At 73.1% G+C, this 25698-nt stretch carries 28 protein-coding genes and 1 pseudogene; 14 read left to right on the forward strand and 15 right to left on the reverse strand.

Translation table 11 applies throughout. The features are described 5' to 3' along the window. The first annotated feature begins 22 nt into the window (after window positions 1–22). Together QK442_RS20365 and QK442_RS20370 are read left to right on the forward strand one after the other, a co-directional pair. On the forward strand, window positions 23–1642 hold the full coding sequence (locus tag QK442_RS20365; RefSeq protein ID WP_282695421.1) for a phospholipase A2: 1620 nt from the start codon (window positions 23–25) through the stop codon (window positions 1640–1642). Between the two features lie 167 nt (window positions 1643–1809). Beyond that, window positions 1810–4587 (forward strand): S8 family serine peptidase, encoded by a 2778-nt coding sequence (locus tag QK442_RS20370; protein WP_349239665.1) that lies wholly within the window; start codon window positions 1810–1812, stop codon window positions 4585–4587. Between the two features lie 95 nt (window positions 4588–4682). Here the strand turns inward: QK442_RS20370 and QK442_RS20375 are convergent, their stop codons facing one another. Then, window positions 4683–4955 (reverse strand): hypothetical protein, encoded by a 273-nt coding sequence (locus QK442_RS20375; RefSeq protein WP_282695422.1) that lies wholly within the window; start codon window positions 4953–4955, stop codon window positions 4683–4685. Between QK442_RS20375 and QK442_RS20380 the strand changes: the two genes are divergently transcribed. The 4 genes from QK442_RS20380 (at window position 4923) to QK442_RS20395 (ending at window position 8513) form a co-directional block, all read left to right on the forward strand. Continuing rightward, window positions 4923–5366: a BBE domain-containing protein gene (locus tag QK442_RS20380; protein ID WP_282695423.1), complete on the forward strand. Its 444-nt coding sequence runs from the start codon at window positions 4923–4925 to the stop codon at window positions 5364–5366. The two genes, QK442_RS20375 and QK442_RS20380, sit on opposite strands and share 33 nt — an antisense overlap. A gap of 143 nt (window positions 5367–5509) precedes the next feature. After that, window positions 5510–7153: a LuxR family transcriptional regulator gene (locus QK442_RS20385; protein WP_282695424.1), complete on the forward strand. Its 1644-nt coding sequence runs from the start codon at window positions 5510–5512 to the stop codon at window positions 7151–7153. A gap of 154 nt (window positions 7154–7307) precedes the next feature. Continuing rightward, the gene (locus tag QK442_RS20390; protein ID WP_282695425.1) at window positions 7308–8195 is read left to right on the forward strand and encodes an alpha/beta fold hydrolase; all 888 of its coding nucleotides are present in this window, start codon (window positions 7308–7310) and stop codon (window positions 8193–8195) included. Window positions 8196–8234: 39 nt separating this feature from the next. Further along, window positions 8235–8513 carry a hypothetical protein gene (locus QK442_RS20395; protein ID WP_282695426.1) on the forward strand — a complete coding sequence of 93 codons (279 nt, stop codon included), beginning with the start codon at window positions 8235–8237 and terminating at the stop codon, window positions 8511–8513. 82 nt (window positions 8514–8595) lie between these two features. Here the strand turns inward: QK442_RS20395 and QK442_RS20400 are convergent, their stop codons facing one another. After that, window positions 8596–9807 (reverse strand): serine hydrolase domain-containing protein, encoded by a 1212-nt coding sequence (locus QK442_RS20400; protein WP_282695427.1) that lies wholly within the window; start codon window positions 9805–9807, stop codon window positions 8596–8598. Window positions 9808–10063: 256 nt separating this feature from the next. On the opposite strand from QK442_RS20400, the gene QK442_RS20405 reads away from it, so the two are divergent. Both QK442_RS20405 and QK442_RS20410 read left to right on the forward strand, forming a co-directional pair. Next, window positions 10064–10543: a cation:proton antiporter regulatory subunit gene (locus QK442_RS20405; protein WP_282695428.1), complete on the forward strand. Its 480-nt coding sequence runs from the start codon at window positions 10064–10066 to the stop codon at window positions 10541–10543. A gap of 5 nt (window positions 10544–10548) precedes the next feature. Then, window positions 10549–11733, forward strand: coding sequence for a cation:proton antiporter (locus QK442_RS20410; RefSeq protein WP_282695429.1), 1185 nt, complete (start codon window positions 10549–10551; stop codon window positions 11731–11733). Window positions 11734–11775: 42 nt separating this feature from the next. On the opposite strand, the gene QK442_RS20415 is transcribed toward QK442_RS20410, so the two are convergent. Next, window positions 11776–13011: a cation:proton antiporter gene (locus tag QK442_RS20415; RefSeq protein ID WP_282695430.1), complete on the reverse strand. Its 1236-nt coding sequence runs from the start codon at window positions 13009–13011 to the stop codon at window positions 11776–11778. A gap of 4 nt (window positions 13012–13015) precedes the next feature. Then, window positions 13016–13486, reverse strand: coding sequence for a TrkA C-terminal domain-containing protein (locus QK442_RS20420; protein ID WP_282695431.1), 471 nt, complete (start codon window positions 13484–13486; stop codon window positions 13016–13018). Window positions 13487–13648: 162 nt separating this feature from the next. Between QK442_RS20420 and QK442_RS20425 the strand changes: the two genes are divergently transcribed. Continuing rightward, window positions 13649–13933 carry a hypothetical protein gene (locus tag QK442_RS20425; protein ID WP_282695432.1) on the forward strand — a complete coding sequence of 95 codons (285 nt, stop codon included), beginning with the start codon at window positions 13649–13651 and terminating at the stop codon, window positions 13931–13933. Window positions 13934–13935: 2 nt separating this feature from the next. After that, window positions 13936–14463 carry an ArsR family transcriptional regulator gene (locus QK442_RS20430; protein ID WP_282695433.1) on the forward strand — a complete coding sequence of 176 codons (528 nt, stop codon included), beginning with the start codon at window positions 13936–13938 and terminating at the stop codon, window positions 14461–14463. Between the two features lie 245 nt (window positions 14464–14708). On the opposite strand, the gene QK442_RS20435 is transcribed toward QK442_RS20430, so the two are convergent. From QK442_RS20435 to QK442_RS20460, 6 genes are all read right to left on the reverse strand, one after another. Beyond that, the gene (locus QK442_RS20435; RefSeq protein WP_282695434.1) at window positions 14709–15047 is read right to left on the reverse strand and encodes a MerR family transcriptional regulator; all 339 of its coding nucleotides are present in this window, start codon (window positions 15045–15047) and stop codon (window positions 14709–14711) included. A gap of 241 nt (window positions 15048–15288) precedes the next feature. After that, window positions 15289–15600, reverse strand: coding sequence for an SCO5918 family protein (locus QK442_RS20440; RefSeq protein WP_282695435.1), 312 nt, complete (start codon window positions 15598–15600; stop codon window positions 15289–15291). After that, window positions 15588–15893, reverse strand: a complete 306-nt coding sequence (locus QK442_RS20445) for a CBS domain-containing protein (protein WP_349239666.1) — start codon at window positions 15891–15893, stop codon at window positions 15588–15590. The genes QK442_RS20440 and QK442_RS20445 overlap by 13 nt, the downstream gene beginning before the upstream one ends. A 59-nt stretch (window positions 15894–15952) precedes the next feature. After that, window positions 15953–17377, reverse strand: a complete 1425-nt coding sequence (locus tag QK442_RS20450) for a DEAD/DEAH box helicase (RefSeq protein ID WP_282695436.1) — start codon at window positions 17375–17377, stop codon at window positions 15953–15955. A gap of 232 nt (window positions 17378–17609) precedes the next feature. After that, complete coding sequence (locus QK442_RS20455; RefSeq protein ID WP_079428392.1) at window positions 17610–17813, reverse strand: cold-shock protein; 204 nt, start codon at window positions 17811–17813, stop codon at window positions 17610–17612. A gap of 968 nt (window positions 17814–18781) precedes the next feature. Then, window positions 18782–19048 carry a hypothetical protein gene (locus QK442_RS20460; protein WP_282695437.1) on the reverse strand — a complete coding sequence of 89 codons (267 nt, stop codon included), beginning with the start codon at window positions 19046–19048 and terminating at the stop codon, window positions 18782–18784. Between the two features lie 287 nt (window positions 19049–19335). Here QK442_RS20460 and QK442_RS20465 point away from each other — a divergent pair, with 287 nt between their 5' ends. After that, complete coding sequence (locus QK442_RS20465; RefSeq protein WP_282695438.1) at window positions 19336–19887, forward strand: DUF5994 family protein; 552 nt, start codon at window positions 19336–19338, stop codon at window positions 19885–19887. Between the two features lie 177 nt (window positions 19888–20064). On the opposite strand, the gene trxB is transcribed toward QK442_RS20465, so the two are convergent. From trxB to QK442_RS20480, 3 genes are read right to left on the reverse strand one after another with little or no spacing between them, the layout of a single operon-like run. After that, window positions 20065–21036, reverse strand: a complete 972-nt coding sequence (trxB, locus tag QK442_RS20470; protein WP_282695464.1) for a thioredoxin-disulfide reductase — start codon at window positions 21034–21036, stop codon at window positions 20065–20067. 14 nt (window positions 21037–21050) lie between these two features. Continuing rightward, the gene (locus tag QK442_RS20475) at window positions 21051–21464 is read right to left on the reverse strand and encodes an arsenate reductase ArsC (protein WP_282695439.1); all 414 of its coding nucleotides are present in this window, start codon (window positions 21462–21464) and stop codon (window positions 21051–21053) included. Between the two features lie 44 nt (window positions 21465–21508). Next, entirely contained in the window at window positions 21509–22150 is a 642-nt protein-coding gene (locus tag QK442_RS20480) for an arsenate reductase ArsC (protein ID WP_282695440.1), read from the reverse strand. A 74-nt stretch (window positions 22151–22224) separates the two neighbouring features. Between QK442_RS20480 and QK442_RS20485 the strand changes: the two genes are divergently transcribed. From QK442_RS20485 to QK442_RS20495, 3 genes and pseudogenes are all read left to right on the forward strand, one after another. Beyond that, the gene (locus QK442_RS20485) at window positions 22225–22539 is read left to right on the forward strand and encodes a metalloregulator ArsR/SmtB family transcription factor (RefSeq protein WP_137988486.1); all 315 of its coding nucleotides are present in this window, start codon (window positions 22225–22227) and stop codon (window positions 22537–22539) included. Between the two features lie 43 nt (window positions 22540–22582). Further along, window positions 22583–23353 (forward strand): MIP/aquaporin family protein, encoded by a 771-nt coding sequence (locus tag QK442_RS20490; RefSeq protein WP_282695441.1) that lies wholly within the window; start codon window positions 22583–22585, stop codon window positions 23351–23353. Window positions 23354–23361: 8 nt separating this feature from the next. After that, window positions 23362–24263, forward strand: a pseudogene (locus tag QK442_RS20495) (NAD(P)-binding domain-containing protein); the annotation flags it as partial. A gap of 498 nt (window positions 24264–24761) precedes the next feature. Here the strand turns inward: QK442_RS20495 and QK442_RS20500 are convergent. Together QK442_RS20500 and QK442_RS20505 are read right to left on the reverse strand one after the other, a co-directional pair. Beyond that, a complete protein-coding gene (locus tag QK442_RS20500; protein ID WP_282695442.1) occupies window positions 24762–25262 on the reverse strand; it encodes a GNAT family N-acetyltransferase in 501 nt (166 codons plus the stop codon). Next, window positions 25259–25621: a metalloregulator ArsR/SmtB family transcription factor gene (locus QK442_RS20505; protein WP_282695443.1), complete on the reverse strand. Its 363-nt coding sequence runs from the start codon at window positions 25619–25621 to the stop codon at window positions 25259–25261. The genes QK442_RS20500 and QK442_RS20505 overlap by 4 nt, the downstream gene beginning before the upstream one ends. Window positions 25622–25698: the final 77 nt, after the last annotated feature.

Raw genomic sequence — 25698 nt, forward strand, 5'->3', positions numbered from 1 at the left:
GCTCCCCTCCGAAAGGTCCGTCATGCGCAGATCCGCGCTCCCCATCGTGGCCGCCGTGTCCATGGCCCTGCTGCTCCCGCAGCAGTTCTCGGCCTCCGCCTCCGCCGAGGAGGTGCCCAGCGCGCCCCTCGCCGCGGGCGAGATCCAGAACATCGGCCCCGGCGTGTACCAGTCCGAGACCGACAGCTACCAGGTCTTCGAGAACGACGTCGCGGTCGGTCTCATGGGCCGTACGCACACCGTCACCGGCCAGGCGCAGGGGATCTCACAGGCCCAGGACGCACCTGGCAACCGCTCCGACCTCGGAGTCTTCGGTCCCAGCTGGGAAGCCGAGTTCGTCGGTGGCCAGCTGAACCGCACGCTGGTCCAGGACTCGGGGTCGATCACCACCAGCGACCTGGACAGCGGCGCGTCCACCCGCTACGAGCTGACCGAGTCCATGGACGGTCCGGGCGGCGGCAGCATCAACACCTACACGGCGTCCGACGGCTCGACCCTGGTCGAGAACGTGGTGTGGGACGACCTCGCCGGTGAGATGAGGTCGAGCATCACCGAGACGCTGAACGTCGACCTGGCCACCGCGGTCGAGGGCGACGACGTCCCCGTCGACGCGGACGGCAACCCCATCCCGGCGGCCGACCTCAAGCCCACCTACACCTGGAAGCAGGTGTCCGGCACCGGTGACACCTGGCGCGTCACGAGCGTCGGCAACAAGGCGTACAAGCCCACCGCGATCTCCTACGACGCCCAGGGCCGCGTCGCCACCGTCAGCGAGCCCTCCCGCGGCGAGGCCCCCGCGCAGTCCCTCGCCGTGACCTACGCCACCGCGACCACCGCGACGGGCGCGACCCTCGGCGACGTGGCCGGCCAGGTCAAGGACATCACGGTCACCAGCGGCCAGACCGTCCAGACGCTGGCCCGCTACAGCTACGACGCCTCCGGTCTGCTCCGCGAGGTCACCAACCCCGCCGAGGGCAGCGAGCTCAGCTCCTACACCTACGACGGCGACGACCGCCTCTCGACCCTGACGAGCGGCGCCGGCGGCGACTGGGAGCTGACGTTCAGCGGCGACGCCGCCGCCCCGCAGGCAGTCGAGACCAGCGGTGTCCTCCCGGACGCCGGCTCCATCGCGCCCGGCCAGGAACAGCCCGACGGGGTCAGCCCGCCCGCCGAGAACTTCGTCGACGGGGAGATCACCGACCCGCAGGCCAACCCGCGCTCCTGCTCCTCCCCGATGGCGTGGATCCGGTGGTGGGGCAACTGCAGCACCGCGGTCGCCCATTACGGCTGGAGGTGGCCGTCCTGGAAGAAGACGCCCACCGGCTACTGGGTCCGCGGTGTCTTCTACGACCACTGCACCGACTCGTACGACAGGCCCCTCGGCTTCGACTTCCGCGCCGCGTGCGACGCGCACGACTACGCCTACGGAACCATCGGCAACGCCTACAAGGGTTACAGCTACTACCTGGACCGCAACAAGGGCATCGCCAGCGACGTCGCGTTCTACAACCTGATGCGCTACAACACCTGCCCGGCCTATGCCTGGTGGAAGCGGGACACCTGCAACAAGCTGGCCTACACCTACTACACCGGCGTGCTCTACGGCGGAAGCCCGAAGAACGGCGCCTACGCCACGCGATGAGTCGCCGATCCGGCGCTCAGACGATCAGGCGATCAACCCCCAGCAGTTCCGGGTGAGTTGACGGAACCGAGCGGGCCGGGCCGCTGACGAACCGGCGGCCCCGCCCCGCTCCGCACCTCCTCCCCGCCCCGTACCTCACCTCCCACACTTCTCGATGGAGCCCCCCTGTGAAGCGACCCGTTTGGTCCATGGTGGCCGCCTCGGCGGCGGCGGCCGTGCTCACCGCGATCCCCGTGGGCCCGGGCCCGCTGTCGGACATGAGCCCCGCCTTCGCCTCCGAGAACGGCCCGGTCGACCCGCCGCTGTTCGACGAGACCCAGGACGGCGGCACCGTCCGCGTCAACGTCCTCACGGACGGCCGCGACGACCTCTCGTCCGCCGCCGAGGCGGGGGAGGTCCTGGTCTCCTACGAGACGATGCCGCTGGTCACCCTGCGCGTGGACCGCGCCGGTCTGGACGAGCTGAGCGCCATGCCCGGTGTCGTCAGCGTCACCGAGGACATACCGGTGCCGCCCACCCTGGACGAGTCCACCGCCAAGATCGGCAGTGACGTGGCCGCGGCCGCCGGGAAGACCGGCGCGGGCAGCACCCTCGCGATCCTCGACACCGGCGTCGCCACCGGGCACCCGTTCCTGGCCGGCCGGGTCACGGCCGAGGCGTGCTTCTCCGTCAACGACGCGAACTACGGCGCCACCAGCCTCTGCCCGAACGGCGCCGAGCAGCAGGAGGGCACCGGCAGCGCGGACGCCGACAGCGGCCCGTGCGCCACCGTGGGCTCCGGCTGCTCGCACGGCACCCACGTGGCCGGCATCGCCGCCGGCAACGGGACGGGAGTGCCCGGCGCACCGGCGCGCGGCGTCGCCCCCGGCGCGAACGTCATCGCGATGCAGGTGTTCTCCAAGTTCACCTCCGACAGCTACTGCGGCCCCGGCGGCAGCCCCTGCGTGCTCAGCTTCACCAGCTCGCAGATCAAGGCGCTGGAGAAGGTCTCGGCCATGAAGAAGGCCGGCGCCGACATCATCGCCGCCAACATGTCGCTGGGCGGCGGGCGTTGGACCACGGCCTGCGGCTCCGACCCGCGCAGGCCCGTCATCGACCGGCTCTACGCCGAGGGCGTCGCCACCGTCGTCGCGGCCGGCAACAACGGCTACCCGAACGCGGTCAACGCGCCCGGCTGCGTCTCCTCCGCGCTCACGGTCGGCTCCACCACCGACGACGACCAGCTCTCCACCTTCTCCAACCGGGGCCCGCTGCTCGACCTGCTCGCGCCCGGCACCACCATCGTCTCCTCCGTGCCCGGCGGCGGCTTCGCCTCCAAGAACGGCACCTCGATGGCGGCCCCGCACGTGGCCGGCGCCCTCGCCGTCCTGCGCCAGGCCCACCCCAACAGGAGCATCGCGGAGCTGGAGGACCTGCTGAAGAACACCGGCACGTCCATCACGTACGACGGCGCGGTCACCCCCCGGCTCAGGATCGACCTGCCGACCCAGCCGCAGCGGGCCACGGTCACCGACTTCAACTGCGACGGCTTCGAGGACACCGCCGTCGGCGACCCGAAGGCCACCGTCGCGGGCAAGGCCGGAGCCGGTCTGGTCCGCGTGGTCTACGGCGGGGGCAAGGGCACCGCCACCTTCCACCAGGACCTCGCGATCGTCCCCGGCGCCGCCGAGGAGGGCGACGGCTTCGGCGAGACCCTGGCGACCTTCGACCAGGACATGGACGGCTGCATGGACCTCGTCGTGGGCACCCCCGGCGAGGGCGTGGGCACCGAGGCCCAGGCCGGCGTCGTCAGCGTGCTCCACGGCGCCCCCGGCGGCCTGGGGACCGGCAAGGCCCCCCTCAACCTGATCCAGGGCACGGGCGACGGCGCGATCAAGGCGTCGAAGCCCGACGCCGGTGACCGCTTCGGCCACTCCCTCGCCGTCGGCCACACCGCGCAGGACGAGCCGTACCTGGCGATCGGCGTGCCCGGCGAGGACCGCGACGCCCTCGCGGACGCGGGCGTCGTCTACTACCTGCGGGGGGCCGCCCCCAGCGTGCTCGTCGACCAGGGCAAGCCCGGCATGGCCGGTGACGTCGAGGCCGGCGACCGGTTCGGCTCGACCCTCGCCGCCTCCCCGAACCACCTCGTGATCGGCACCCCGAACGAGGGCGTCGGCACCGAGGCCGACGCGGGCGCCGTGCAGGTGCTCTCCCACGCGCCGACCGCCGAGGGCCTGCCCACCCCCGTCCGGGGCTTCAACCAGAGCGACCCGATCGTCAGCGGCCTCGCCGAGGCCGGTGACCTGTTCGGCGCCTCCCTCGCCGCCGTCGCCGTCGTGCCGTCCGCCGGGGCCCAGGCGACCGACACCGTCCTCGCCGTCGGCTCGCCCGGCGAGGGCCTGACGGCCGGTACGACCCCGGTCGACCGGGCCGGTGCCGTCCACACGTTCCGTATCAGCGCGGACGGCGCCGTCACCCGCACCGCCTCGGTCAACGCCGAGACGGCGGGCGTGGCCGGCACGGCCGAGACCGGTGACCGCTTCGGCGCGGCCCTGGCGCTCGCCAACCTCGCCCCCGACGCCCCCGCCGCGCCCGAGACCCTCGTGCTCGCGGTCGGCATCCCGGGCAAGGACGTCGGCGGCGTCGCGGACGCCGGAGCGGTGCAGACCTTCGACCCGCTCGGTGTCCCCGGCGACACCGACCAGTGGATCCAGGCGGGCGACGCCTCCGGTCTCGGCGGCACCCCCACGGCCGGTCACGCCGTCGGCGCGCACCTCTCCGCCTCGGACGCGGCCCTGCGCGTCGGCGTCCCGAACACCGCCCCGTACGGCGCCGCGTACGCCCTCCCGTGGGGCAACGTCACCGCCGGCCGCACCGGCCCCACCGGTCCGGTCACCACCCACCAGCCGGGCCAGAACGGCATCTTCGCCGCCGGCGCCGCCTTCGGCTGGTCCATCGCCTGACGCCGGTACATCGCCTGACCGACCCCTGAGCGGAACCGCTCGCTCCACGGCGGCCCGGGAGGACCCTCCTCCCGGGCCGCCGTCCCGTTCACGGCCTACCCGGCAGCGCGCCGGGCGAGAGCGACGTTCGCGGTGACGGAGAAGGCGAGGCCGTTGGCGAGGCACGGGGTCAGTCCCTGGGAGACCTCCGAGGAGATCCGGTCCCGGTCGGGCGGGGCGATGGCCGGGAGGGGCGCGGAGCCGAGGAAGGCCTCCACCCACTCGCGGGCCGGGGCGCAGCGGACGGTGCGGGTGGTGCGGGTGACGGTGGCGTCCTGGAAACCGGCCTCCAGACCATGCTCGACACCGGCGTCCCGGCGGGCTGGCACTACTACTGGAAGTCGACCGGTCTGCGCGAGCTCGCCGACCCCGTGATCGACACCCTGGTCGAGCGGGCCGCCTGGGCCCAGTCGACGCGCAGCCACGCCCTCCTCTTCCACCTCGGCGGCGCGATCGCCGACCAGGACCCCGCCGCCACCGCCTTCACCCGGCGCGACGTGCCCCACGAGCTCGACGTCAACGCGGTCTGGCCGCCCCACCAGCCCATCGGCCCCGCGGAGCGCGCCTGGGCCAGGGACTTCGTCACCGCCCTCGTCCCGTACCGGAGCGGCGTCCACGTGAACTTCCTCGACCACGACGACCACGACCGGCGGGCGGAGGCGTTCGACGCGGAGACCGCCGCCCGCCTCGCGCGGGTGCGGCACCGGTACGACCCGGAGGGGGTGCTGCGGCCGGACTGATCGCGCGGGCGCGCGAGGCGGCGGCGTACGAGCGTGGGCATGCGAGGCGGCGGCGTACGAATGGAACGCCTTCCGCCCCTCTCCTAAAATTGAGGTGCGCGTCTCGGGAGGTGTCATGGAACAGACCGGGGAAGGCGTCCCCCGTGGCCGTGACCGGCGATCTTGAGCGTGGCCGGGCGGCCTTCGCCGGACGGCGGTGGGCCGAGGCCCACAAGGCGCTCGAACGCGCGGACCGGCTGACCCCGCTGGGGCCCGAGGATCTCGAACTCCTCGCCATGGCCGCCCATCTGACCGGCCGTCACGAGGAGATGGTGGGCGTGGCGGAGCGGGCGTACGGCGCGTACCTGGAGGCCGGGCGGCCGCTGCGGGCGGTGCGCTGCGCCTTCTGGGCGGGGGCCGATCTGGCGTACAGGGGGGAGACGGGCCGCGCCGGCGGATGGTTCGGGCGGGCGCGGCGGCTGGTCGACGCGGAGGAGGACGCCTGCGCCGAGGAGGGCTATCTGCTCATCCCGGTCATCGAGGCGCAGCGGGCCGGCGGCGACCACGCCGGCGCCCGCGCCACGGCGGCCAGGGCCGCCGCGATCGCGGAACGGTTCGGGGACGCGGACCTCCTCGCCCTCGCCCTGAACGAGCAGGGGCACTCCCTGGTCAGGGAGGGCCGGGTCGAGGAAGGGCTCGGACTCCTCGACGAGGCCATGGTGGCCGCCGTCTCGGGCGACCTCTCCCCCATCGTCACCGGCGTCGTCTACTGCGAGGTGATCGACGTCTGCGGCGCGGTGTACGAGCTCCGCCGCGTCCAGGAGTGGACGGAGGCGCTGACGTCCTGGTGCGAGCGGCAGCCCGACCTGGTGGCCTTCAGCGGCCGGTGCCACCTGAACCGTGCCGCGATCATGCAGCTGCACGGCGCGTGGCCGGACGCGCTGGTGGAGGCGGAACGGGCGGGCGAGCTGTTCCGGCAGGAGGCGCACCCGGCCGGGGCCGCCCAGGCCCTCTGCCAACAGGCGGAGATCCACCGCCTGCGAGGGGCGCTCGGGGCGGCCGAGGAGGCGTACCGGGACGCCGGCCGGGTCGGCGGGGACCCGCAGCCGGGCCTCGCCCTGCTGCGCCTGGCCCAGGGGGACGGGGCCGCCGCGGCCGCCGCGATCCGCCGGGTGGCCGACGAGACCACCGAGCCCCTGGACCGGGCGCGGCTGCTGCCCGCCCGCGTCGAGATCGCGCTGGCCGCGGGCGACACGGAGACGGCGCGCGACGCCTGTGACGAGCTCGGGACGATCGCGGAGAAGTACCGGTGCCGCGTCCTGCGGGTGATCGCGGCGACCGCCCGCGGCGCGGTCGAGCTGGCGGCCGGTGACGCACGGTCCGCCCTGATCGCCCTCCGCGAGGCCGAGCGGGGATGGCAGGAGCTGGACGCCCCGTACGAGACCGCGCGGACGCGCACGCACCTCGGCAGGGCGTGCCGGGCGCTGGGCGACGAGGAGACGGCGGCCCTCGAACTGGAGGCGGCCCGCGCGGAGTTCGAGCGGCTCGGGGCGGGGCCGGACGTGGCGCGGGTCGACGCGATCACCTCGGGTGCGCGAGAGACGGCCGGTCCCGTACTGGGGCTGACGGCGCGGGAGCAGGCCGTGCTGCGGCTCGTCGCGGCCGGGAAGCGCAACCGGGAGATCGCCGCCGCTCTCGTCATCAGCGAGCACACCGTCGCCCGGCACCTCCAGAACATCTTCGCCAAGCTGGACGTGGACTCCCGGACGGCGGCGAGCGCCAAGGCGCACGAGCACCACCTGGTCTGACGCCGGTGTGGTCGGACCGGCGCGGTCGGACCGGCGTGGTCGGACCGGCGTGGTCGGAAAGAACCACGCCTCGTCCCCTGGCCGGATTGGTGATTCCGGTCGATGCCGCCCGCCGCCGCCCCGAGGACGCTGGAAGCGGATGGAGGTGGCAGAGATGACCAAGCCCGCCGCCACCGGCGACGAGATCCGCGAACGGCTCCTCGCCGGCTTCCCCGCCACGGAACGACGCATCGACCCGGCCGGCATCCCGACGGCCGTACTGGAAGGAGGCGAAGGACCACCGCTCGTCCTCCTGCACGGCGCGGGTGAGTTCGCCGCGACCTGGATGCGCGTGATGCCGGACCTGATGGAGACGCATCGCGTGATCGCCCCCGACCTGCCCGGCCACGGCGCCTCCGGACCGGGCGAAGGCCCCCTGAAGGCCGACCGCGTCCTCAGCTGGCTCGGCGAGCTGATCGAGCGGACCTGCGCCTCGCGGCCCGTCCTGGCGGGCCACCTGCTCGGCGGCGCGATCGCCGCCCGGTTCGCCTGCGACCACGGGGACCGGCTCGCCCGCCTGGTCCTGGTGGACGCGTACGGCCTCGCCCGCTTCCGCCCCGCTCCGAAGTTCGCCCTCGCGATGGTCCGCTTCGTGGCGCGGCCCACGGAACGCTCCCGGGACCAGCTGATGGACGCCTGCATGGTCGACCTGGGCGCGCTGCGCCGGCAGCTCGGCGAGCAGATGGAGCTGATGGAGGCGTACATGCTCGGCGGCGCCCGCACACGCGACCAGAAGGCCGTTCTGCGCGGCCTCATGCCCGCCTTCGCGATGGCCCCGATCCCGGCGGCCGACCTGGCCCGCATCCCGGTGCCCACGGCCCTGATCTGCGGACGGCACGACCTCCAGGTCGGGCTGAAGGTGGCGGAGGCCGCGAGCGCCCGTCACGGATGGCCGCTGCACGTGATCGAGAACGCCGCCGACGACCCCGCCTTCGAACAGCCCGAAGCCTTCCTGGAAGCGCTGCGGACGGAGATCGGCACCCCTCTCACGCACACCACATGACCCCACGGAACACAGACGCCCGACCATGAGGAGGCAGTGATGACGATCGTCATGCTCCTGGACAACCCCCACGGTTCACAGGAGATCTACGACAGGGCCCGGGAGCGGCTGGGCCTGCGGGACAAGCCCGCCGGCGGCATCTTCCACGCCGCGGGACCGAGCCCCAGCGGCGGCTGGAGGGTCATCGAGCTCTGGGAGTCGGAGGAGGAGGCGAAGCGATTCGTCAAGGAGCGTCTCGCCCCCGCCCTCCAGGCCGTCGGCGCGGAGGGCCCGCCCCCGACACCGCAGTTCTCGCCGGTCCACAACTACATGACCTGACGTGTCATGACGACGCGGCCCCAGGCCCCTGACCTGGGGCCGCGTGGGAGGCAGGGGGCCACTTCCGGGCAGCGCGCCCCCGTCAGCCCCGGCCGAACAGGGGGTGGCCCGGCGCGACCACGGCCGCGATGCGGGACGCCACGGCCTCCGAGGTGTTCGTGGCGGGGGAGGAGGGCCCGATGGTCGTGGCCACGGCGATCGCCACCTTCTTCTCCGGCAGGTACGCCATCGTCTCGCCGTACCCGGAGAACAGCGGGTTCTGGAACACCCAGCCGTCCTTGACGACCATGCCGAGCCCGTAGTGGGAGGCCTCCGTCTGCGCCCGGCACACGGTGGCGGGGCAGGTGGCGGTCGGGCCGCCCTTGCCGACCGTCCCGGGGTCGAGGAGCGTCCGGTACGCCTCCTCCGAGATCAGCTCGCCCGATCCGATGGCCTCCGCCGAGCGTGCCACGTCGCAGATGTCCGAGGTCAGGACGGATCCGGGGTGGATCGTCCAGGACGGGTTCCAGTAGGTGGACTCCTCGTGGAGGCCCCGTTCGTTGCTGAAGGCGTGCAGCACCGGCCCGGGCATCTCCGGGGTGAAGCTGTTGGTGGTCGCGCGCAGGTGGAGGGGGCGCACGATCCGTTCCCGGATCAGCCTGTCGAGGTGGGTGCCGGTGATCTTCTCCAGGGCGGCGCCGAGCAGGTGGAAGTTGGCGTGGGAGTAGTTCCAGTTGGTTCCCGGCGTGTACCAGAGCGGCTGCCGCAGCGAGATGCCGACGACCTCCCGGGACGTCCACGGGCGGAACGGGTCGTCGTGCAGGGCCTTGAGGAAGCCGGGGTCCGGCACGTAGTCGTACAGGCCCGAGGTGGAACTGGCGAGCATCCGCAGCGTGATCCGGTCGCCGTGCTTCAGGCCGGGCAGCCAGCGGGACACGGGCGCGTCGAGATCGGCCCGGCCCTCGTCGACGAGCTGCAGGAGGATCGTGCTCAGGTACCCGATGGCCACGCCGCCCGCGCGGAAGCGCCGGTCGGGGGTGGCGGCGACACCGGCCACCGCCTCGCCGTCGGCCGTGGTGACGACCTCCCGGCCGCCGACCGTCACCTTGGCGAGGACGGCCTTCAGACCGAGCTCCCGGCGGACCTCCCGCACGATGCCGGCGATCTCGCGGGCCTGCCTCCCGGAAGGCTCGTGGGTGGTGGCGCAGGAAGGCCCCGGAGGCGTGGTGCCCGCCGCCGTCGGCGCCATGGCGAGAACCGGGGCGAGGGCGAGCAGGACGACGGTGCCCAGCCATGTCTTTCGATGACCTGTCATGCGATCACCGTGCGCGCCCCTTCGCCGCCGCGCCTTCCGTACGGCACCGCCGCACGGCTGTACGGCGGAAGCATCCGCCCGAACAGGGGAGCGGGACGGGCGCGGGTGATCTCCCGCTCGCACGCGGCCGCGCATGGCCGGACCGGCGCATGACGGGGAGGCCGTGAGGAGCGGCCGGCCTCGTACCGGGTCCCGGGTGTACCCGCCCGGCCCCTCCACGGGTGCCGTGCCCGGAGGGTCACCGGACGATGGGTGGATGGACGTCACCGAGGTGCTGCTGCCCGGCGTGGGCCTGCGTTACGAGTTCACCAACCACCGGGGCGACCGGATCGGTGTGGTGGCCCGGCGTACGGGCGACTTCGAGGTGGTCGTCTACGGGGCGGACGATCCGGACGAGGGCCGGTCGGTGTTCGAGCTCAACGACGAGGAGGCCGACGCGGTCGCGGAGATCCTGGGCGCCCCGCGGATCGCGGAGCGGTTCGCGGACCTCACGAAGGAGGTGCCGGGCCTGGCGTCGGGGCAGGTCGAGGTGCGGGCGGGCAGCGCGTACGACGGCAGGCCGCTGGGCGACACGCGGGCGCGGACCCGGACCGGGGCGTCGGTCGTGGCGGTGGTGCGGGGCGAGGAGGTGATCGCCTCGCCCACCCCGAGGACGGTCCTGCGGGGAGGTGACGTCCTGGTGGTGATCGGTACGCACGAGGGCATCGCGGGCGTGGAACAGATCATCCGGGGCTGAGTGCCGTGGAGACGCCGGTCGCCCTGCTGCTGGAGCTCGGCGTCATCCTGGCCGCCCTGAGCGTGCTCGGGGCGCTGGCACGGCGCCTCACCCTGTCACCGATCCCGCTCTACCTGCTCACGGGCCTGGCCGTGGGGGAAGGCGGTATCGCCCCGGTCCCGGCCGCGGGCGAGTTCGTCGGGACCGGCGCCGCCATCGGGGTCGTCCTGCTGCTCCTGGTCCTCGGCCTGGAGTTCTCGCTGCAGGAGTTCGCGGTCGGGCTGCGGCGGCACGTGCCCTCGGCCGTGCTCGACGTGGTGCTGAACGCCGCCCCGGGCGCGGTGGCCGGATGGCTGCTCGGTCTGGACGGCGTCGGGATCCTCGCCCTGGCCGGCGCCACGTACATCTCCTCCTCGGGCATCGTCGCCCGCCTGCTGTCCGACCTGCACCGGCTCGGCAACCGGGAGACGCCGGCGGTCCTGTCGGTGCTGGTCCTCGAAGACCTCGCCATGGCCTTCTACCTGCCCGTGCTCGCCGTCCTGGCCTCCGGGGGCGTGTGGTGGCAGGCGGTCCTGGGCGTCCTCGTCGCGGTCGGCGCGGTCCTGGCCGCCTTCACCGTCTCGTACCGGTGGGGGCATCACCTCGGGCGCCTCGTCGCGCACCCCGACGCCGAGCAGCTGCTGCTGCGCGTCCTCGGCCTCACCCTGATCGTCGCCGCGCTGGCCGAGTTCGTCCACGCCTCGGCGGCCGTCGGCGCCTTCCTCGTCGGGCTGGCCCTGACGGGGGAGACCGCGACCCGTACCCGGGCCGTGCTCAGCCCCCTGCGGGACCTGTTCGCCGCCGTGTTCTTCCTGGCGATCGGCTTCTCCGTCGACCCCGACGACCTGCTGCCCGTGCTGCCCGCCGCGCTCGCCCTCGCCGCCGTCACCCTCGTCACGAAGGTGGTCGTCGGCCGGTACGCGGCCTCCCGCGACGGGGTGGGCCGACGGGGGCGGTGGCGGGCCGGGACCGCGCTCATCGCCCGGGGCGAGTTCTCCCTCGTCGTCGTCGGCCTCGTCGGGACCACGCACGGCACGCTGGGCCCGCTGGTGACGGCGTACGTCTTCCTCCTCGCCATCGCCGGCCCGCTCCTCACCCGCTTCGCCGGCGCCCTGACCTTCCGGCCCGGGCCGGTGACCGACGTACGGCAGGGCACGCCCCCTCCGCCGTGACCCGCGTGGACGTGGGGATCGGAGGCCGCCTCCCGGCCGCGCTCACGCCCTCCCCGCGGCACTGTTGTCCGCGGGCTCCAGCACCTCCTCCGCCGGTGCCTGGACCAGCGGGGCCTTTCGGCGCCGGCCGGTGAGGCGGGTGGCGATCGGTTCGGTGTAGCGGGCGGTGAGCGGCCCGATGACGACCAGGACGAGGACGTACGCGGTGGCCAGCGGCCCGAGGGCCGGTTCGATGCCCGCGGTGACGGCGAGGCCGGCGATCACGATGGAGAACTCGCCGCGGGCGACGAGCGTGCCCCCGGCCCTCCAGCGGCCCTTGACGGAGATCCCGGCGCGTTTGGCGGCCCAGTAGCCGGTGGCGATCTTCGTGCCGGCGGTGACCACGGCCAGCGCGAGCGCGGGCAGGATCACGGGCGGGATGCTGGCGGGGTCGGTGTGCAGGCCGAAGAAGACGAAGAAGACGGCGGCGAACAGGTCCCGCAGCGGGCTGAGCAGGTTGTGCGCTCCCTCGGCGACCTCTCCGGAGAGGGCGATGCCGACGAGGAAGGCGCCGACGGCGGCGGAGACCTGGAGCTGCTGGGCGATGCCCGCGACCAGCAGGGTCAGGCCGAGGACGACGAGGAGGAGCTTCTCGGGGTCGTCGCTGGAGACGAAGCGGGAGATGACCCGTCCGAAGCGGACCGCGAGGAAGAGCACCAGGCCCGCGACGCCGAGGGCGATGGCGAGGGTGAGGCTTCCGGCGGCCAGGCTCACCCCGGCGAGCAGGGCGGTGATGATCGGCAGGTACACGGCCATGGCGAGGTCTTCGAGGACCAGGATGCTCAGGACGACCGGGGTCTCACGGTTGCCGAGGCGGCCGAGGTCGCCCATCACCTTGGCGATGACGCCGGAGGAGGAGATCCAGGTGACGCCCGCCAGGACGACGGCGGCGACCGGACCCCAGCCGAGGAGCAGGGCCATGGCCGCGCCGGGCAGGGCGTTGAGGGCGAAGTCGACCAGGCCGGCCGGGTACTGGGTCTTGAGGTTGGTGACCAGGTCGCTGGCCGTGTACTCCAGGCCCAGCATCAGCAGCAGCAGGATGACGCCGATCTCGGCGCCGATCGCGACGAACTCCTCGCTCGCGCCCAGGGGCAGCAGACCGCCCTCGCCGAAGGCGAGCCCGGCCAGCAGGTAGAGGGGTATGGGGGAGAACCGGAAGCGTCCGGCGAAGCGGCCGAGGAGCCCCAGGCCGAGGATGATCGCACCGAACTCGATCAGGAAGAGGGCGGAGGAGTGCACGCGATCACTCCCGGCCCAGGATCGAGGCGGCCGCCTCCGCACCCTCACGGGTGCCGATCACGATGAGGACGTCGCCGCCGGCCAGCCGGAACTCGGGCCCCGGGGAGGGCACCGCGCCGGACCGGCGCAGCACCGCGACGATCGACACCCCGGTCTCCGTCCGCATCCGGGTCTCGCCGAGCAGCCGCCCGTTCCAGTACGAGGTCGAGGACAGCTCGACGCGCTCCGCGACCAGGCCGAGGTCCGTGGTCGACAGCAGGTTCGGGCTGTGGTGCGAGGGCATCAGCGCGTCGATCAGCGCCTCCGCCTCGCCGGAGGTCAGCTTCACCGACAGCGCGCACTCGTCGGGGTCGTCCCGGTGGTAGGCGTTGAGTATCCGCCCGCCGTCACGACGCGCGACCACCGAGAGGCGGCGGTGTTCACGCGTGGTGAGGTCGTAGCGGACCCCGATCCCGGGCAGCGGCGTACTGCTCATCCTCGGAGTGGGCACGACGGATCTCCCTGGGAAGTCGACGAGGGCGCGCGAGAGGCCCACGTGTGGCGATGGCTTGACGATGACTTTACTCAGGCGGCGAACAGGGACGACGGGAGCGTTCACGGCACGGTGGAGCGGAGGAGAGGAGAGGGCCGAAGCCGCATGAGCACCGCCTCCCGGCCGTCGCCGCTCCCCGGCCGCCCGGCCGCCCGGCCGCCCGGCCGCCCGGCCGCCCGGCCCGAGGCCGTCCGCGCCGCCCTCGCCCAGGTCGCCCCGCCCCCGCTCGCCGACTTCGACCGCGACGCGCGGCCGGCACGAGAAGAGGCAGGTGGCGCGGAGGCGGCGCGCGACCCCGGGCCATGGCCCGCACCCACGCCACGGCCCGTGGCCCGGCGCCGGGTGCGGGGGAGGTGGGAGAATGGACACGCCCCCACACCCGGGGAGTGACCATGCGGGATCGACTGCGGTTGACGGAGCTGCTGGCCGCCCTGTCGGTGGCCACCGACCTCGGCACGGGGCAGCCGCCGGAGAAGGCGGTACGGTCCTGCCTCCTGGCGACCGGTCTCGCCCGCGCCCTCGACCTGCCCGACCGGCAGGTGCGCGACGTCTACCTGGCCTCCCTGCTGCGCCACCTCGGCTGCACGGCCACCGCGGCCGTCGAGGCCCGCCAGGTCCGCGGCGGCACCGAGCAGTACTACCAGCGCACGGCCCGCCGCATGGTCGTCGCCGAGCCTCAGGCGGCAGGCACCGCCGCGATGCTCGCCGCGGTCGCCCAGGAACTGGACCGCTCCCCCATCGAACCCCACCTGACCCTGCGCCACCTGCGCCTCAGCCCCGCGCAGGCGAGAAAACTCGGCGAGACCCTCACCAGCCTGGTCGACGACGCCGAGGAAGCCGCGGAGGACCAGCCCGTGCACGGTGTGCTGGTGGCGCTGTATCAGCAGGCCGTGCCGGGCGGCACCACCGATCCCGCCTAGCCCGTGTCCTCGAACTCCCGTCGTCTGCCGGGAGGGCAGGCCGCGCGGCGTCCGGTGCGTGCTCCGGGGGAGGGGGGGGAGAGTCCGGCCGCGGTCGCCGGAGCACGGTCCCGGCATCCGAACGCCGATGGGGCACGCGGAGGTACGGCGATCCCCGAGAGGTCCGGACAACGCGGCATGGGGGTACGGCACGGATCCGGCGGCCGGGTTCCTCCTCGGTGGCCGTCGGGGGCGGTGTCCCTCGGTCAGTCGGTCTCGGGGGGACGGGGGCCGTCCGCCGCGCGGCGGTACTCCTCGTTGATGCGCTGGGCTTCCTGGAGCTGGTCCTCAAGGGCGATGATGCGGCAGGCGGCCTCGATGGGGGTGCCCTGGTCGACGAGTTCCCGGGCGCGGGCCGCGATGCGCAACTGGTAGCGGGAGTAACGGCGGTGGCCGCCCTCGGAGCGCAGCGGGGTGATCAGCCGGGCCTCTCCCAGGGCACGGAGGAAGCCGGGCGTCGTACCGATCATCTCGGCGGCCCGGCCCATCGTGTAGGCGGGGTAGTCGTCGTCGTCGAGACGGCCGAGCGGATCGTCTGCTGTCATTCTCACCTCTCCGTCGAACCTTCCGGTGGCCGTGGCGGCGGTCCGGCACGTTCACCGAGGGTAATGCTGCCATCCGTGGCACCGGTGTCGGTGCCCTGACGGCCGGAGGGGTGGGCGCAGGGGGACCGTTCCCGGAGGGGCGGGCCGCCCGCCGGGGCGGCGCAGGACGTGGGGAGGGCCCGACCGGTGTGCACCGGTCGGGCCCTCCCTGTGGGGCGTGCGTGCGCCCGTCCGCCGGTCGTCAGGCCGCGGGGGGCGTGCCCAGGAAGGCCGATGCCTGTGGGACGGGGTGGTGGACGGCGGCCGGGGAGGAGGCGGCCGGGCGGGTGCCGCAGGCGAAGCCGAGCCGGGTCATGGCCCGCAGGACCTCGCCGACACCGAAGTCACGGCGGTCCTGGCGGGTGATGACCGCGCCGACCTGTTTGGCGGGGTAGTCGCGGCGTCCGATGGTCACGAACGCACCGGACACCGGCTCGGGCTTGACGCCCTTCATCGCCTCCAGGACACCGTTCTTCGTCAGCTCGAACGGGAAGCGGGCGATCACACAGCGCATGGGACCTCACAGGGCGAAGGGAGGGGCGGACCGGACCGGTGCGGAGTGTCCGGGTGGTGGAGTTCGCTCAGTCGTACCCGGTCGGTGTACGCGGAACTGGCGCGGAAGCCGGCGAGCTGGTCCCGGGTGACGAGGCCGGTGCGGCGTCCGTCGCCGTCACGGATGACCAGGTGCGAGGTACGGGCTCCGCTCATGACCGCCAGGGCCACTTCGACGGTCATGTCCGCCCAGACGTGCGGTGCGGCCGCGGCCGCGGTGGACGAGGGAGGGGGCTGTGGCTGCGTGGGTGTCACAAGCGGCTCCTGCGGGGAGGCGTGGGTGGTGGTCGGCTCGGGCGACCCGGTGAGGGGTTCTAGGAGGCCAGGGCGGGCGGCGGGGGCGGCGGGGCGGCGTGGCGCGGGGCCGGTGAAGGGCGGTCGTGCCGGGCCGGACCGGCCGTGGCGGGCAGGGGACGGACACCTGTCGGCTCCGCCCCCGGGACGGAGCCGGGGACAGGGACCGCGACACCCGGCGGGGTCCGCGCGCCGGTGATGCGGTTCAGCTCCGCCTCACCGGGGCGGACCCGGGTGATCCGCGGGTGGATGCCCGCTTCGGACAGGAGACGGGCGGTGGCGCGGCGCTGGTTCGGTGTGACCAGGGTGACGACGCTGCCGGGGTTCCCGGCCCTGGCGGTGCGGCCGCTGCGGTGCAGATAGTCCTTGGCGTCGGCGGGCGGGTCGACGTTGACGACGAGGTCGAGTCCGTCGACGTGGATGCCGCGGGCGGCGATGCTCGTGGCGACGAGCACCGGCACCTGTCCGCTTCTGAACCGTGCGAGGGCGCGGGTGCGCTGCGGCTGTGACCTGCCGCCGTGCAGCGCGGCGGCGCGCACCCCGACGGCCAGCAGGTCCCTGGTCAGCAGGTCGACGGCGTGCTTGGTGCCCAGGAACATGATCACGCGTCCCGTGCGGGCGGCGATCTCGGCGGTCGCGGCCCGCTTGTCGTCGGCGTGGACGTGCAGCACGTGGTGTTCCATCGTGGTGACGGCCCCGGCGGCGGGGTCCACGGAGTGCACGACGGGGTCGCACAGGTACCGGCCGACCAGCCGGTCGACGGTGCGGTCCAGGGTGGCGGAGAAGAGCAGCCGCTGACCGTCGGCGGGCACCTGGTCGAGGAGTTCGGCGATCTGGGGTGCGAAGCCCATGTCGGCCATCTGGTCCGCCTCGTCCAGGACGGTGACGGAGACCCGGTCCAGTCGGCAGTCGCCGCGTACGACGAGGTCCATGAGCCGGCCCGGGGTGGCGACGACGATGTCCGTGCCCTTCCGGAGGGCGTAGGTCTGCTTGCTGAGGGGCGTTCCGCCGACGACCGTGGTCAGCCGCGACCCGACGGCCCGGGCGTACGGCGTGAGCGCGTCGGTCACCTGGTGCGCCAACTCGCGGGTGGGGACGAGGACGAGGGCGACGGGCCGCCTGGGCTCGGCCCGCGATCCGGCCGTACGGGCCACCAGGGCGAGACCGAAGGCCAGGGTCTTGCCGGATCCGGTACGACCACGCCCCAGGACGTCCCGGCCGGCGAGCGCGTTCGGCAGGGTCGCGGCCTGGATGGGGAACGGCACGGTGACGCCTTGGGCGGCGAGCGCGGTGAGCAGCCGGTCCGGCAGGTCCAGGTCGGCGAACGCCTCGACCCCCGGCAGCGCGGGGGCGGCCGGCGGAGGGGGCGCGTCCTCGCACCGCTCGGAGGCGGTACCCCCGTCGCCCGGAGCGGAACGAGGTCCGGTCGGGTGTGTCCTGTTCATGCGGGACCTTCCTCGGCGCGAGGCGCGTCAAGGAATTCCCGCGGCGAACGAGCGGAATGAAGAATTTCCCGACGTCTTCGAATGGGGCGTGCAAGCTGGGCCGCCGGAGGATGGGCCCGAAGGGCGTGATCGGCGGAGGGAGCTGATCCGGCGGAACGATTCCGTGGGCGCATACGGCTGGGGCCCGCACCCCGAAGGATGCGGGCCCCAGCCGTGCCGTGTGCGCCAGGAATCAGACGGAGACGATGTTCTCGGCCGTCGGACCCTTCTGGCCCTGCGCGATGTCGAAGCTGACCTTCTGGCCTTCCTGCAGCTCACGGAAGCCCTGGGAGGCGATGTTCGAGTAGTGGGCGAACACGTCGGGGCCGCCGCCGTCCTGCTCGATGAAGCCGAAGCCCTTTTCCGCGTTGAACCACTTCACGGTACCCGTGCTCATGTCGTATCTCCTTCGAGGCTCATCGGCGTCCGCACCGTGCGAAAGCCGCGTCGCCGTGATGATTGCCCCGCCGGAGAGTCCGGATATGAAAAAGCGCTCCCGCTGCCCTGAGGGCGGGTGGGGGCACTTGAAGTTTCGGGAACCACAACTGCAACTGAAATCGACACTAGCACGACGTCGTGCCGGAAACGGTCGAAATATCTCGGCTCCTTTTGTACGGCAAAAACCTTCGCCGCGCCGTCGACTTAATTCTCATCCCGCGGAGTCAGATTCGGAGAGGGCGCGAGCCGCCCCGTGAGAGGGCGGGAACCGTCGTCTCCGCGTGTTCGGCGGCAGGTGGATCATGCGCGCTCCGACGACGGGGGCGGGGCGGGGGCGAGGGCGGGGGAGGGGGTGTGCGGAGGTCCCGCCGTCGGTCTCCCCGGCGTCCTCACCGCCCCGGGCTTCCCGCAGGAGACGGCCGGTCGCGTTCTCGCCGGACATGAGGGTGCCCGCGGTGTGGAGGTTGCCGGGGGGCGGACGCGGCGGCCGTCAGCCGGGCGGCGGAGGAGGCTTCGGCCTCGGGCGGGACCACCAGCAGGTCGCGACGGCCGGGATCGTACGAGAGCAGGACCATCGTGTCGGGGCCCTGGCCGGTGAGCCGGCCGACGCGCACGGCGTATGCGCCGACGGGGACCTGGCGGGGGGCGACGGGCCAGGACGCGGGGCTCGCAGTGAGGCGCGTGGCGCGTGACGCGTCCCCAGTGTTCCTTCCCGAAGCTCTCCGGGCGGGTCCCGGTCCGGCGTCCGGCAGGCGTCCGGCAGGCATCCGGAGCCTCCGAGCAGCGGGCGGCGGACCGCCGATCCGTCCCGGCGCCGATGCCGGTCCAGCGGCATCGCGGTGCGGCCTCCGGGGTGCTGCACCGCGAAGGCGAGCGCCCCGCGCGCCAGGCGAAGGGCCTTCCGCAGCCGTGCCGCGCCGTGGACGGTCAGGGTTCCTCGGGGTGGGGTCCGGTACCGCTCCGAGGTCTGCTGGTGGCCAGCCAGGAGCGGGCAGGTTCGGCGGTGTGAGCGGTGTCGACGGTGAGGTGGAGGCGGGTGCCCCCGCCCGGGGCGGGGTAGCTGCGCTGCTCGCCGCCGGCGAAGCAACGGCGCAGGACATCGGCCACCATGCGGGCGGCGTCCGGGGTGGCGGCGACGATGCGGACTTCGGCGTGACCGGGCGGAGGAAGGGCTTCCGGCTCGTTGCGGTCCAAGGCGGCACCGTCCTTTCGTCAGGGACGCGCCCGGCCGACGGGAGTCCGCCGGACCGCTTCCCGATACGTCCACCGTACGTCCGTCCGTGCCGGGGCCGGACGGCGCGGGAGGCGGGGGAGGCGGGGGAGGCGGGGGAGCGGGGAAGCGGGGGAGCGGGGAAGCGACACGCACGCGCCTGTTCCGGGAGTACGGTGAAAGGACGGGGCAGCCACCCCGCCCGCCGACTCGGCACCCGCCACTTCGTCGGGGCGACAGCGGCGACCCCCCGTGGACAAGCGGATCGATCATGACTGACGCCGGCATTCCCCCCACCCCGCCGCGCCTGCTGCCCGACGCGGTCCACAAGGCCGTCGGCCCCGGAACGGCGCTTCTCCGGCTGGAGACGACACGGTCCCGGCAGGGGGTTCTCGACGGTGCGTGGTGGCCTCGCTCCCGGAACGTCGAGCTGGAGGTCCCCCCGCTGGTCACCGTCCTGACCGAGCACCTCGGCCCCATCACCCGGGTCGGCCTGGACGCCTCGGCCTGGAACGACATTCCGCCCCGTCTGCTCGTCGACGGCCGGGTCGTCCACCTCGACTCCTTCCCGGTGGCGGACGACACCGTCCTGATCACCCGGGGCGACCACGACCACTTCGCCCTCATGGTCGTTCCGCCGGACACGACGCCCGAGGCCGCCCGCGCCGCCATGGCCCGCGCCGTCCACGCCGACAACGTCACCCGGGCCGCCGAGATCCTCCTCGCCGAACTCCCCCACCCCACGGCCCCGTCGGCCGGCACCGTCCTGGAGAACGAAGAAGGCCCTGGGCAGAGACCAGGGCCTTCTTCCGAGAGCGGATGACGGGAACCGAACCCGCGCCATAAGCTTGGGAATCACCCGGTACTCGGGCTCGTGCGTAGCTCCTGAACTGCGGAAATACCCGCGGAGGGGCATCTGCCGCCCTCCCTCTGGCGGACCCTTGTGGCCCGCTGTTCCCCGCCCCTACCGGCACGTTGTGGCACGGCCGCCCATAGAGCGTCAGACAGCGACCGGCGCAGCAGTCCTGTGCGCCGGCGCTGCCAGATGGCGTTCGGTGTCGAGGGCTGCCTGGCAGCCGCTGGCGGCGGCGGTGATGGCCTGGCGGTAGGTGTGGTCGACGACGTCGCCGGCGGCGAAGACGCCGGGGATGTTCGTTCGGGTCGAGGGGGAGTCGACCTTGATGTACCCCTCTTCGTCGAGGTCGATCTGGCCGGTGAAGAGTTCGGTGCGCGGGTCGTGTCCGATGGCGATGAAGAGGCCGGTGACGTCGAGCTCGCGGGTCTTTCCGGTGATGGCGTCGCGGAGGACGACGCCGGAGAGCATGCCGTTCTCTTCCTTGATCTCGGCGATCTCGCTGTCGAAGGCGAAGGAGATCTTGTCGTCCGCGAAGGCACGGTTCTGCATGACCTGGGAGGCCCGCAGGGTCGAGCGGCGGTGCACGACGGTGACCGACTTGGCAAAGCGGGTGAGGAAGGTGGCCTCCTCCATGGCGGTGTCGCCACCACCGACCACGACGATGTCGCGGTCGCGGAAGAAGAACCCGTCGCAGGTGGCGCACCACGAGACACCGCGGCCGGAGAGCTCGTCCTCCTTGGGGAGGCCGAGCTTGCGGTAGCCGGAGCCGGTCGCGATGATCACGGACTTGGCGCGGTGGACAGTGCCCTCGCTGTCGGTGACTTCCTTGATGTCGCCGGTGAGGTCGACCTCGACGATGTCGTCGTCGATCATCTCGGCGCCGAATCGCGTGGCCTGGGCCCGCATGTTGTCCATGAGGTCCGGGCCGTCGATGCCGGTGGGGAAGCCGGGGAAGTTCTCGACCTCGGTCGTGGTCGTGAGGGAGCCGCCGACGAAGATCGAGCTGCCGAAGAGCAGGGGCTTGAGCTGAGCACGGGCGGTGTAGAGGGCGGCGGTGTACCCGGCGGGGCCGGAGCCGATGATGACGACGTCGCGTATGCCGTCGGTCTGGTCGATGTCGCTCACGCCGGTCACGCCTTCTTGGCGTCGATGTCGGCGATGAGGCCCTCGATGAGGGTCCTGATCTCGTCGCGGATGGGGCGGACGGCCTCGACGCCCTGTCCGGCGGGGTCCTCCAGCTGCCAGTCGAGGTAGGTCTTGCCGGGGAAGACGGGGCATGCGTCGCCGCAGCCCATCGTGATGATGTAGTCCGACGCCTGGGCGGCCTCGACGGTCAGCACCTTGGGCTTCTGGTCGGAGATGTCGATGCCCAGCTCGGCCATGGCGGCCACGGCGGAGGGGTTGATCCGGTCACCGGGGAGGGAGCCCGCGGAGCGGACCTCGACACGGTCGCCGGCGAGGTGGCGCAGGAAACCGGCGGCCATCTGGGAGCGGCCGGCGTTGTGGACGCAGACGAACAGCACGGAGGCGAGCGGAGCAGTCATCGGTTCTTCCTCGGGAGCAGCAGTGGTGCGGGGGACGGAAAGGTTCAGGAGCCGGACGGCAGGGTGTCCAGCAGGTCGGTGATCCGGGCGTCGAGGGCATCGCGGATCTCGCGCACGACGGTGATCGGGGCGCCGTCGGGGTCGGGGACCGGCCAGTCCAGGTAGCGGTGGCCGGGGAAGACGGGGCATGCGTCGCCGCAGCCCATGGTGATCACGATGTCGGCGGCCTGGACCACCTCGTCGGTCAGCGGCTTGGGGTAGACCTCGTCGAGTGCGACGCCGGCCTCGGTGAGCGCTTGGACGACGTGCGGCTCGACGGCGCCGGCCGGGTGGGTGCCCGCGGAGGAGGCGATCACGCCGTCCCCGGCCCGGTGGGCGAGCAGGGCCGCGGCCATCTGGGAGCGGCCGGCGTTGTGGCTGCACACGAATAGCACCCGCGGCCGACCGTCGCCCGCGGTCGGGTTCTCGACGTGCGTGAGTGCGTCCAGGCGCTCAGCGGCGAACCGCTCCGCCAGCACCACGAGGTGGGTGCGGACGTGCGCGTTCGCGGCGAGCCGCTGGTAGGAGTCCGCGATCAACCGCTGCACCGTCTCCGGGGAGAACCGGCCGCGGTGGCGTACGGCAAGGCGGGCGACACCGGCCGCGAGACGTTCGTCGGGAAGGACCGGGTACGAGGACGCGGCCATGGCGAGAACCCCCTGGGTTCAAAGAGGTCAGCCCAGGCTGGTATCAGCTCCGGGTGATGTGAGAGTATCAGCACATGATGACGTCAGTCGATGCTGATCTGATCCGGGTGCTGGGCGATCCCCTGCGCCTCCAGATCGTGACCCTGCTCGCCCGCGAGACGCTGTGCACCACCCACCTCGTGGAGGAGACCGGTGCCAAGCAGACCAACCTCTCCAACCACCTGAGAGTCCTGCGCGAAGCCGGGGTCGTCGAGACGGAGCCCTGCGGCCGGTTCACCTACTACCGCCTCAAGCCGGATGTCATCGAGCAGCTCGCCGGCCAGTTCACCGCTCTCGCCCAGACCGCGCGCCTGACCGCCGAGGCGAACTTCAAGCGTTCCTGCCCGTAGTAGCCCCTGCCCCCGTGCCTCACCTGCCGAGGAGTACCCGCCCGTGACCGCCACCGAGCCCGCCGCGAGCGACGCCATAGCCACCGACCTGTCGCCGCAGCCCGCGCCCGGCGCGACCCCGCCCCGTACCCCGCTCGCCGCCCGAGCCGCTGCCGAGCTCGTGGGTACCGCGGCGCTGGTGGCGATCGTCGTCGGCTCCGGCATCCAGGCGACCCAGCTCACCGACGACGTCGCGCTGCAACTGCTGGCCAACTCCACCGCCACCGTCTTCGGCCTCGGCGTCCTGATCGCCCTGCTCGGCCCGGTCTCCGGCGCGCACTTCAACCCGGCGGTCAGCCTGGCCGAGTGGTGGACCGCCCGCCGTGGCGGCGCGGGTGTCACGGGACGCGAACTCGCCGTCTACGTCCCGTCGCAGATCGTCGGCGGGATCCTCGGCGCGGTGCTCGCGGACGCGATGTTCGGCGAGCCGCTGGTGAAGTGGTCCACGCACGACCGCTCGGCCGGGAACCTGCTCCTCGGCGAGGTCGTGGCCACCGCCGGCCTGATCCTGCTGATCTTCGGCCTGGCCCGTACCGACCGGCTCCGCTTCGCGCCCGTCGCCGTCGCCTCGTACATCGGCGCCGCCTACTGGTTCACCTCCTCCACCTCCTTCGCCAACCCGGCGGTGACGATCGGCCGCGCCTTCACCGACACCTTCGCGGGCATCGCCCCCGCCTCCGTCCCCGCGTTCGTCGGCATGCAGATCATCGGCGCGGCCGTGGGCCTGGCGCTGGTCGCCGTGATCTTCATGCGCGGCAGGGCGGACGCGGAGTAACCCAGGCCGTGGACGTGGTGGTGATCGGCGGCGGCCCATCCGGGCTCGCCGCCGGGTACCGTCTGCGCCGCCCCGGACCGGACTTCGCCGTCCTCGACGCCCAGTCCACACCGGGCGGCGCCCGGCAGCACACCCGGGACTCCCCGCATCTGTTCTCCCCCGCCGCCCACTCCTCCCTCCCCGGCCGCCCCGTGCCCCCGCAGCCGGGCCGGACCTGCCCGGACGCCGCCCACGTCGTCTCGTACCTGACCGACTACGAGCAGCGGTACGGGCTTCCCGTCCACCGGCCCGTACGCGTCGCCGGTGTCCGGCGTGACGGCCGGCTCCTGCGCGTGGAGACCGACTCCGGTACGTGGCGGGCCCGGGCGGTCATCGGCGCGACCGGCACCTGGTCACGGCCCTTCGTCCCCGCCCTGCCCGGTCGTACGCACTTCCAGGGCGTCCAGCTCCACACCGTGGAGTACCGCAGCGCGCGATGTCGCCGGACAGAAGGTGATCGTCGTCGGGGGCGGCGACTCCGGCGCGCAGATCGCCGCCGACCTCGCGTACGACACCGAGCTGACCTGGGTCACGCTGCGCGAACCGCGCCACCTCGCCGCCGACATCGACGGGCGCGCCCTCTTCGACCACGCCACCGCCCTCCCCCAAGCTCTCGGCTTCGAGGGGGTACCCCCACCACGCCCTCGACGAGGGCCGCACCGACACGGGCGGCGTGGCCCCGCTCGGCGACATCGTCGCCGTCCCGCCCGTACGCGAAGCCCGCGACACCGGCCTGCTCAAGGCTCAGCCGATGTTCGACCGGATCACCGCGACCGGGGTCGTCTGGGCCGACGGCACGACGGCCGAGGCGGACGTCAGCATCTGGTGCACCGGCTTCCGCCCCGCCCTCGCCCGCCTCGCCCCACCCGGTTCGCAGGTCCCGATGGACTTTCCGCGGGCTCCTGGACGGGGCCACGCCGACCTTCCTCGCTCGCCCGACCCGTGGCACCCGATGGACCGGTGGTCAGCTGTGGTGGCACATGCTCTTCGGCTTTTTCATCACGCTGGTCCTGTTGCGTCTGGCGCGCGGTCTCAGCCGCCTGCCCCGGAGTGTCAGCAGGACGTTCGCCCGCTTGCTCGACGCGGGGACACGGCCCTTCGGCATGGTCGACCACCTCGGGCCGTGCGGGGCAGTGAAGGTGTTCGGCCCTCGCGGGACGGGCGCCGCGTTCGACTGGGCCACGGATTCGCCGGCACGGCGGCTCGCGAAGGAGTCCGAGCGGGACCTGGCGCGCGGGATGCGCTGTCCGGTCCGGTGGGACCCGTTCCTCAAGGACTTCATGACCCTCGCGGACCTCTACCGCTACCCACGCAGCACTTTGACCTCCACCACGGGCGACTCGCCCTCGGCCCGAGCGGCCGAGGCCCGTCAGTCGATGTGTGGGCTGCGCCGCTCGACCAGCACGACGTCACGCCAGACGCCGTGGTGGCGGCCGATGCGCTCGCGGGTGCCGATCGCCCGGAAGCCGGCCCGCTCGTGGACAGCCAGGCTCGCGGCGTTCTCCGGGAAGATCCCGGACTGGACGGTCCAGATCCCGGCCGCCTCGGTGGAGTCGATGAGCGCCTTGAGCAGGGAGGAAGCGATGCCGCGGCCCCGGGCGTCGGGGTGGACGTAGACGGAGTGCTCGACGACTCCGGCGTACGCGCACCGGTCGGAGGCCTTCGACGCGGCGACCCAGCCGAGCACGCGGCCGGTCTCGTCGAGGGCGGCGAAGCGGTGCCCGGGCAGCTTGGCGGCGTCGAACTGCTCCCAGGTGGGGGCGGTGGTCTCGAAGGTGGCGTTGCCCTCGTCGATGCCGGCCTGGTAGATCGCGATCACTTCGGCGGCGTGTGCGGCGGTGAGCGGGACCGTCAGAGCGGAGACGGTCACGCGGCGGCCGCCTTGGTGAGGAGCGCGCCCATGGCGGCGAGGACGGCGGGCTCGACGCGGTAGTAGACCCAGGTCCCGCGCCGCTCGGAGGAGAGCAGCCCGGCTTCCTTCAGCTTCTTCAGGTGATGGGAGACGGTGGGCTGCGAGACACCGACGTCGGAGATGTCGCAGACGCACGCCTCGCCGCCCTCGTGGGAGGCGACCGCCGAGAACAGGCGCAGCCGGACCGGATCGCCGAGGGCCTTGAACATCTTCGCGGTCCGCTCGGCCTCCTCAGCGTTCAGTGGGCGCTCGGTGAGCGGTGGGCAGCAGGGGACGGCCTCAGGCTCAAGGAGCGGCAGCGCGGTGACATTCGACATGCATCTATGTTGACACATGTCGAACCAGGCGCCCAGGGGTGCCGGGAAGCCGAGTTCATTTCGATGAGCGTCTATGT

This window comes from Streptomyces sp. CC208A (assembly GCF_030010625.1).
Classification (GTDB): Bacteria; Actinomycetota; Actinomycetes; order Streptomycetales; family Streptomycetaceae; genus Streptomyces.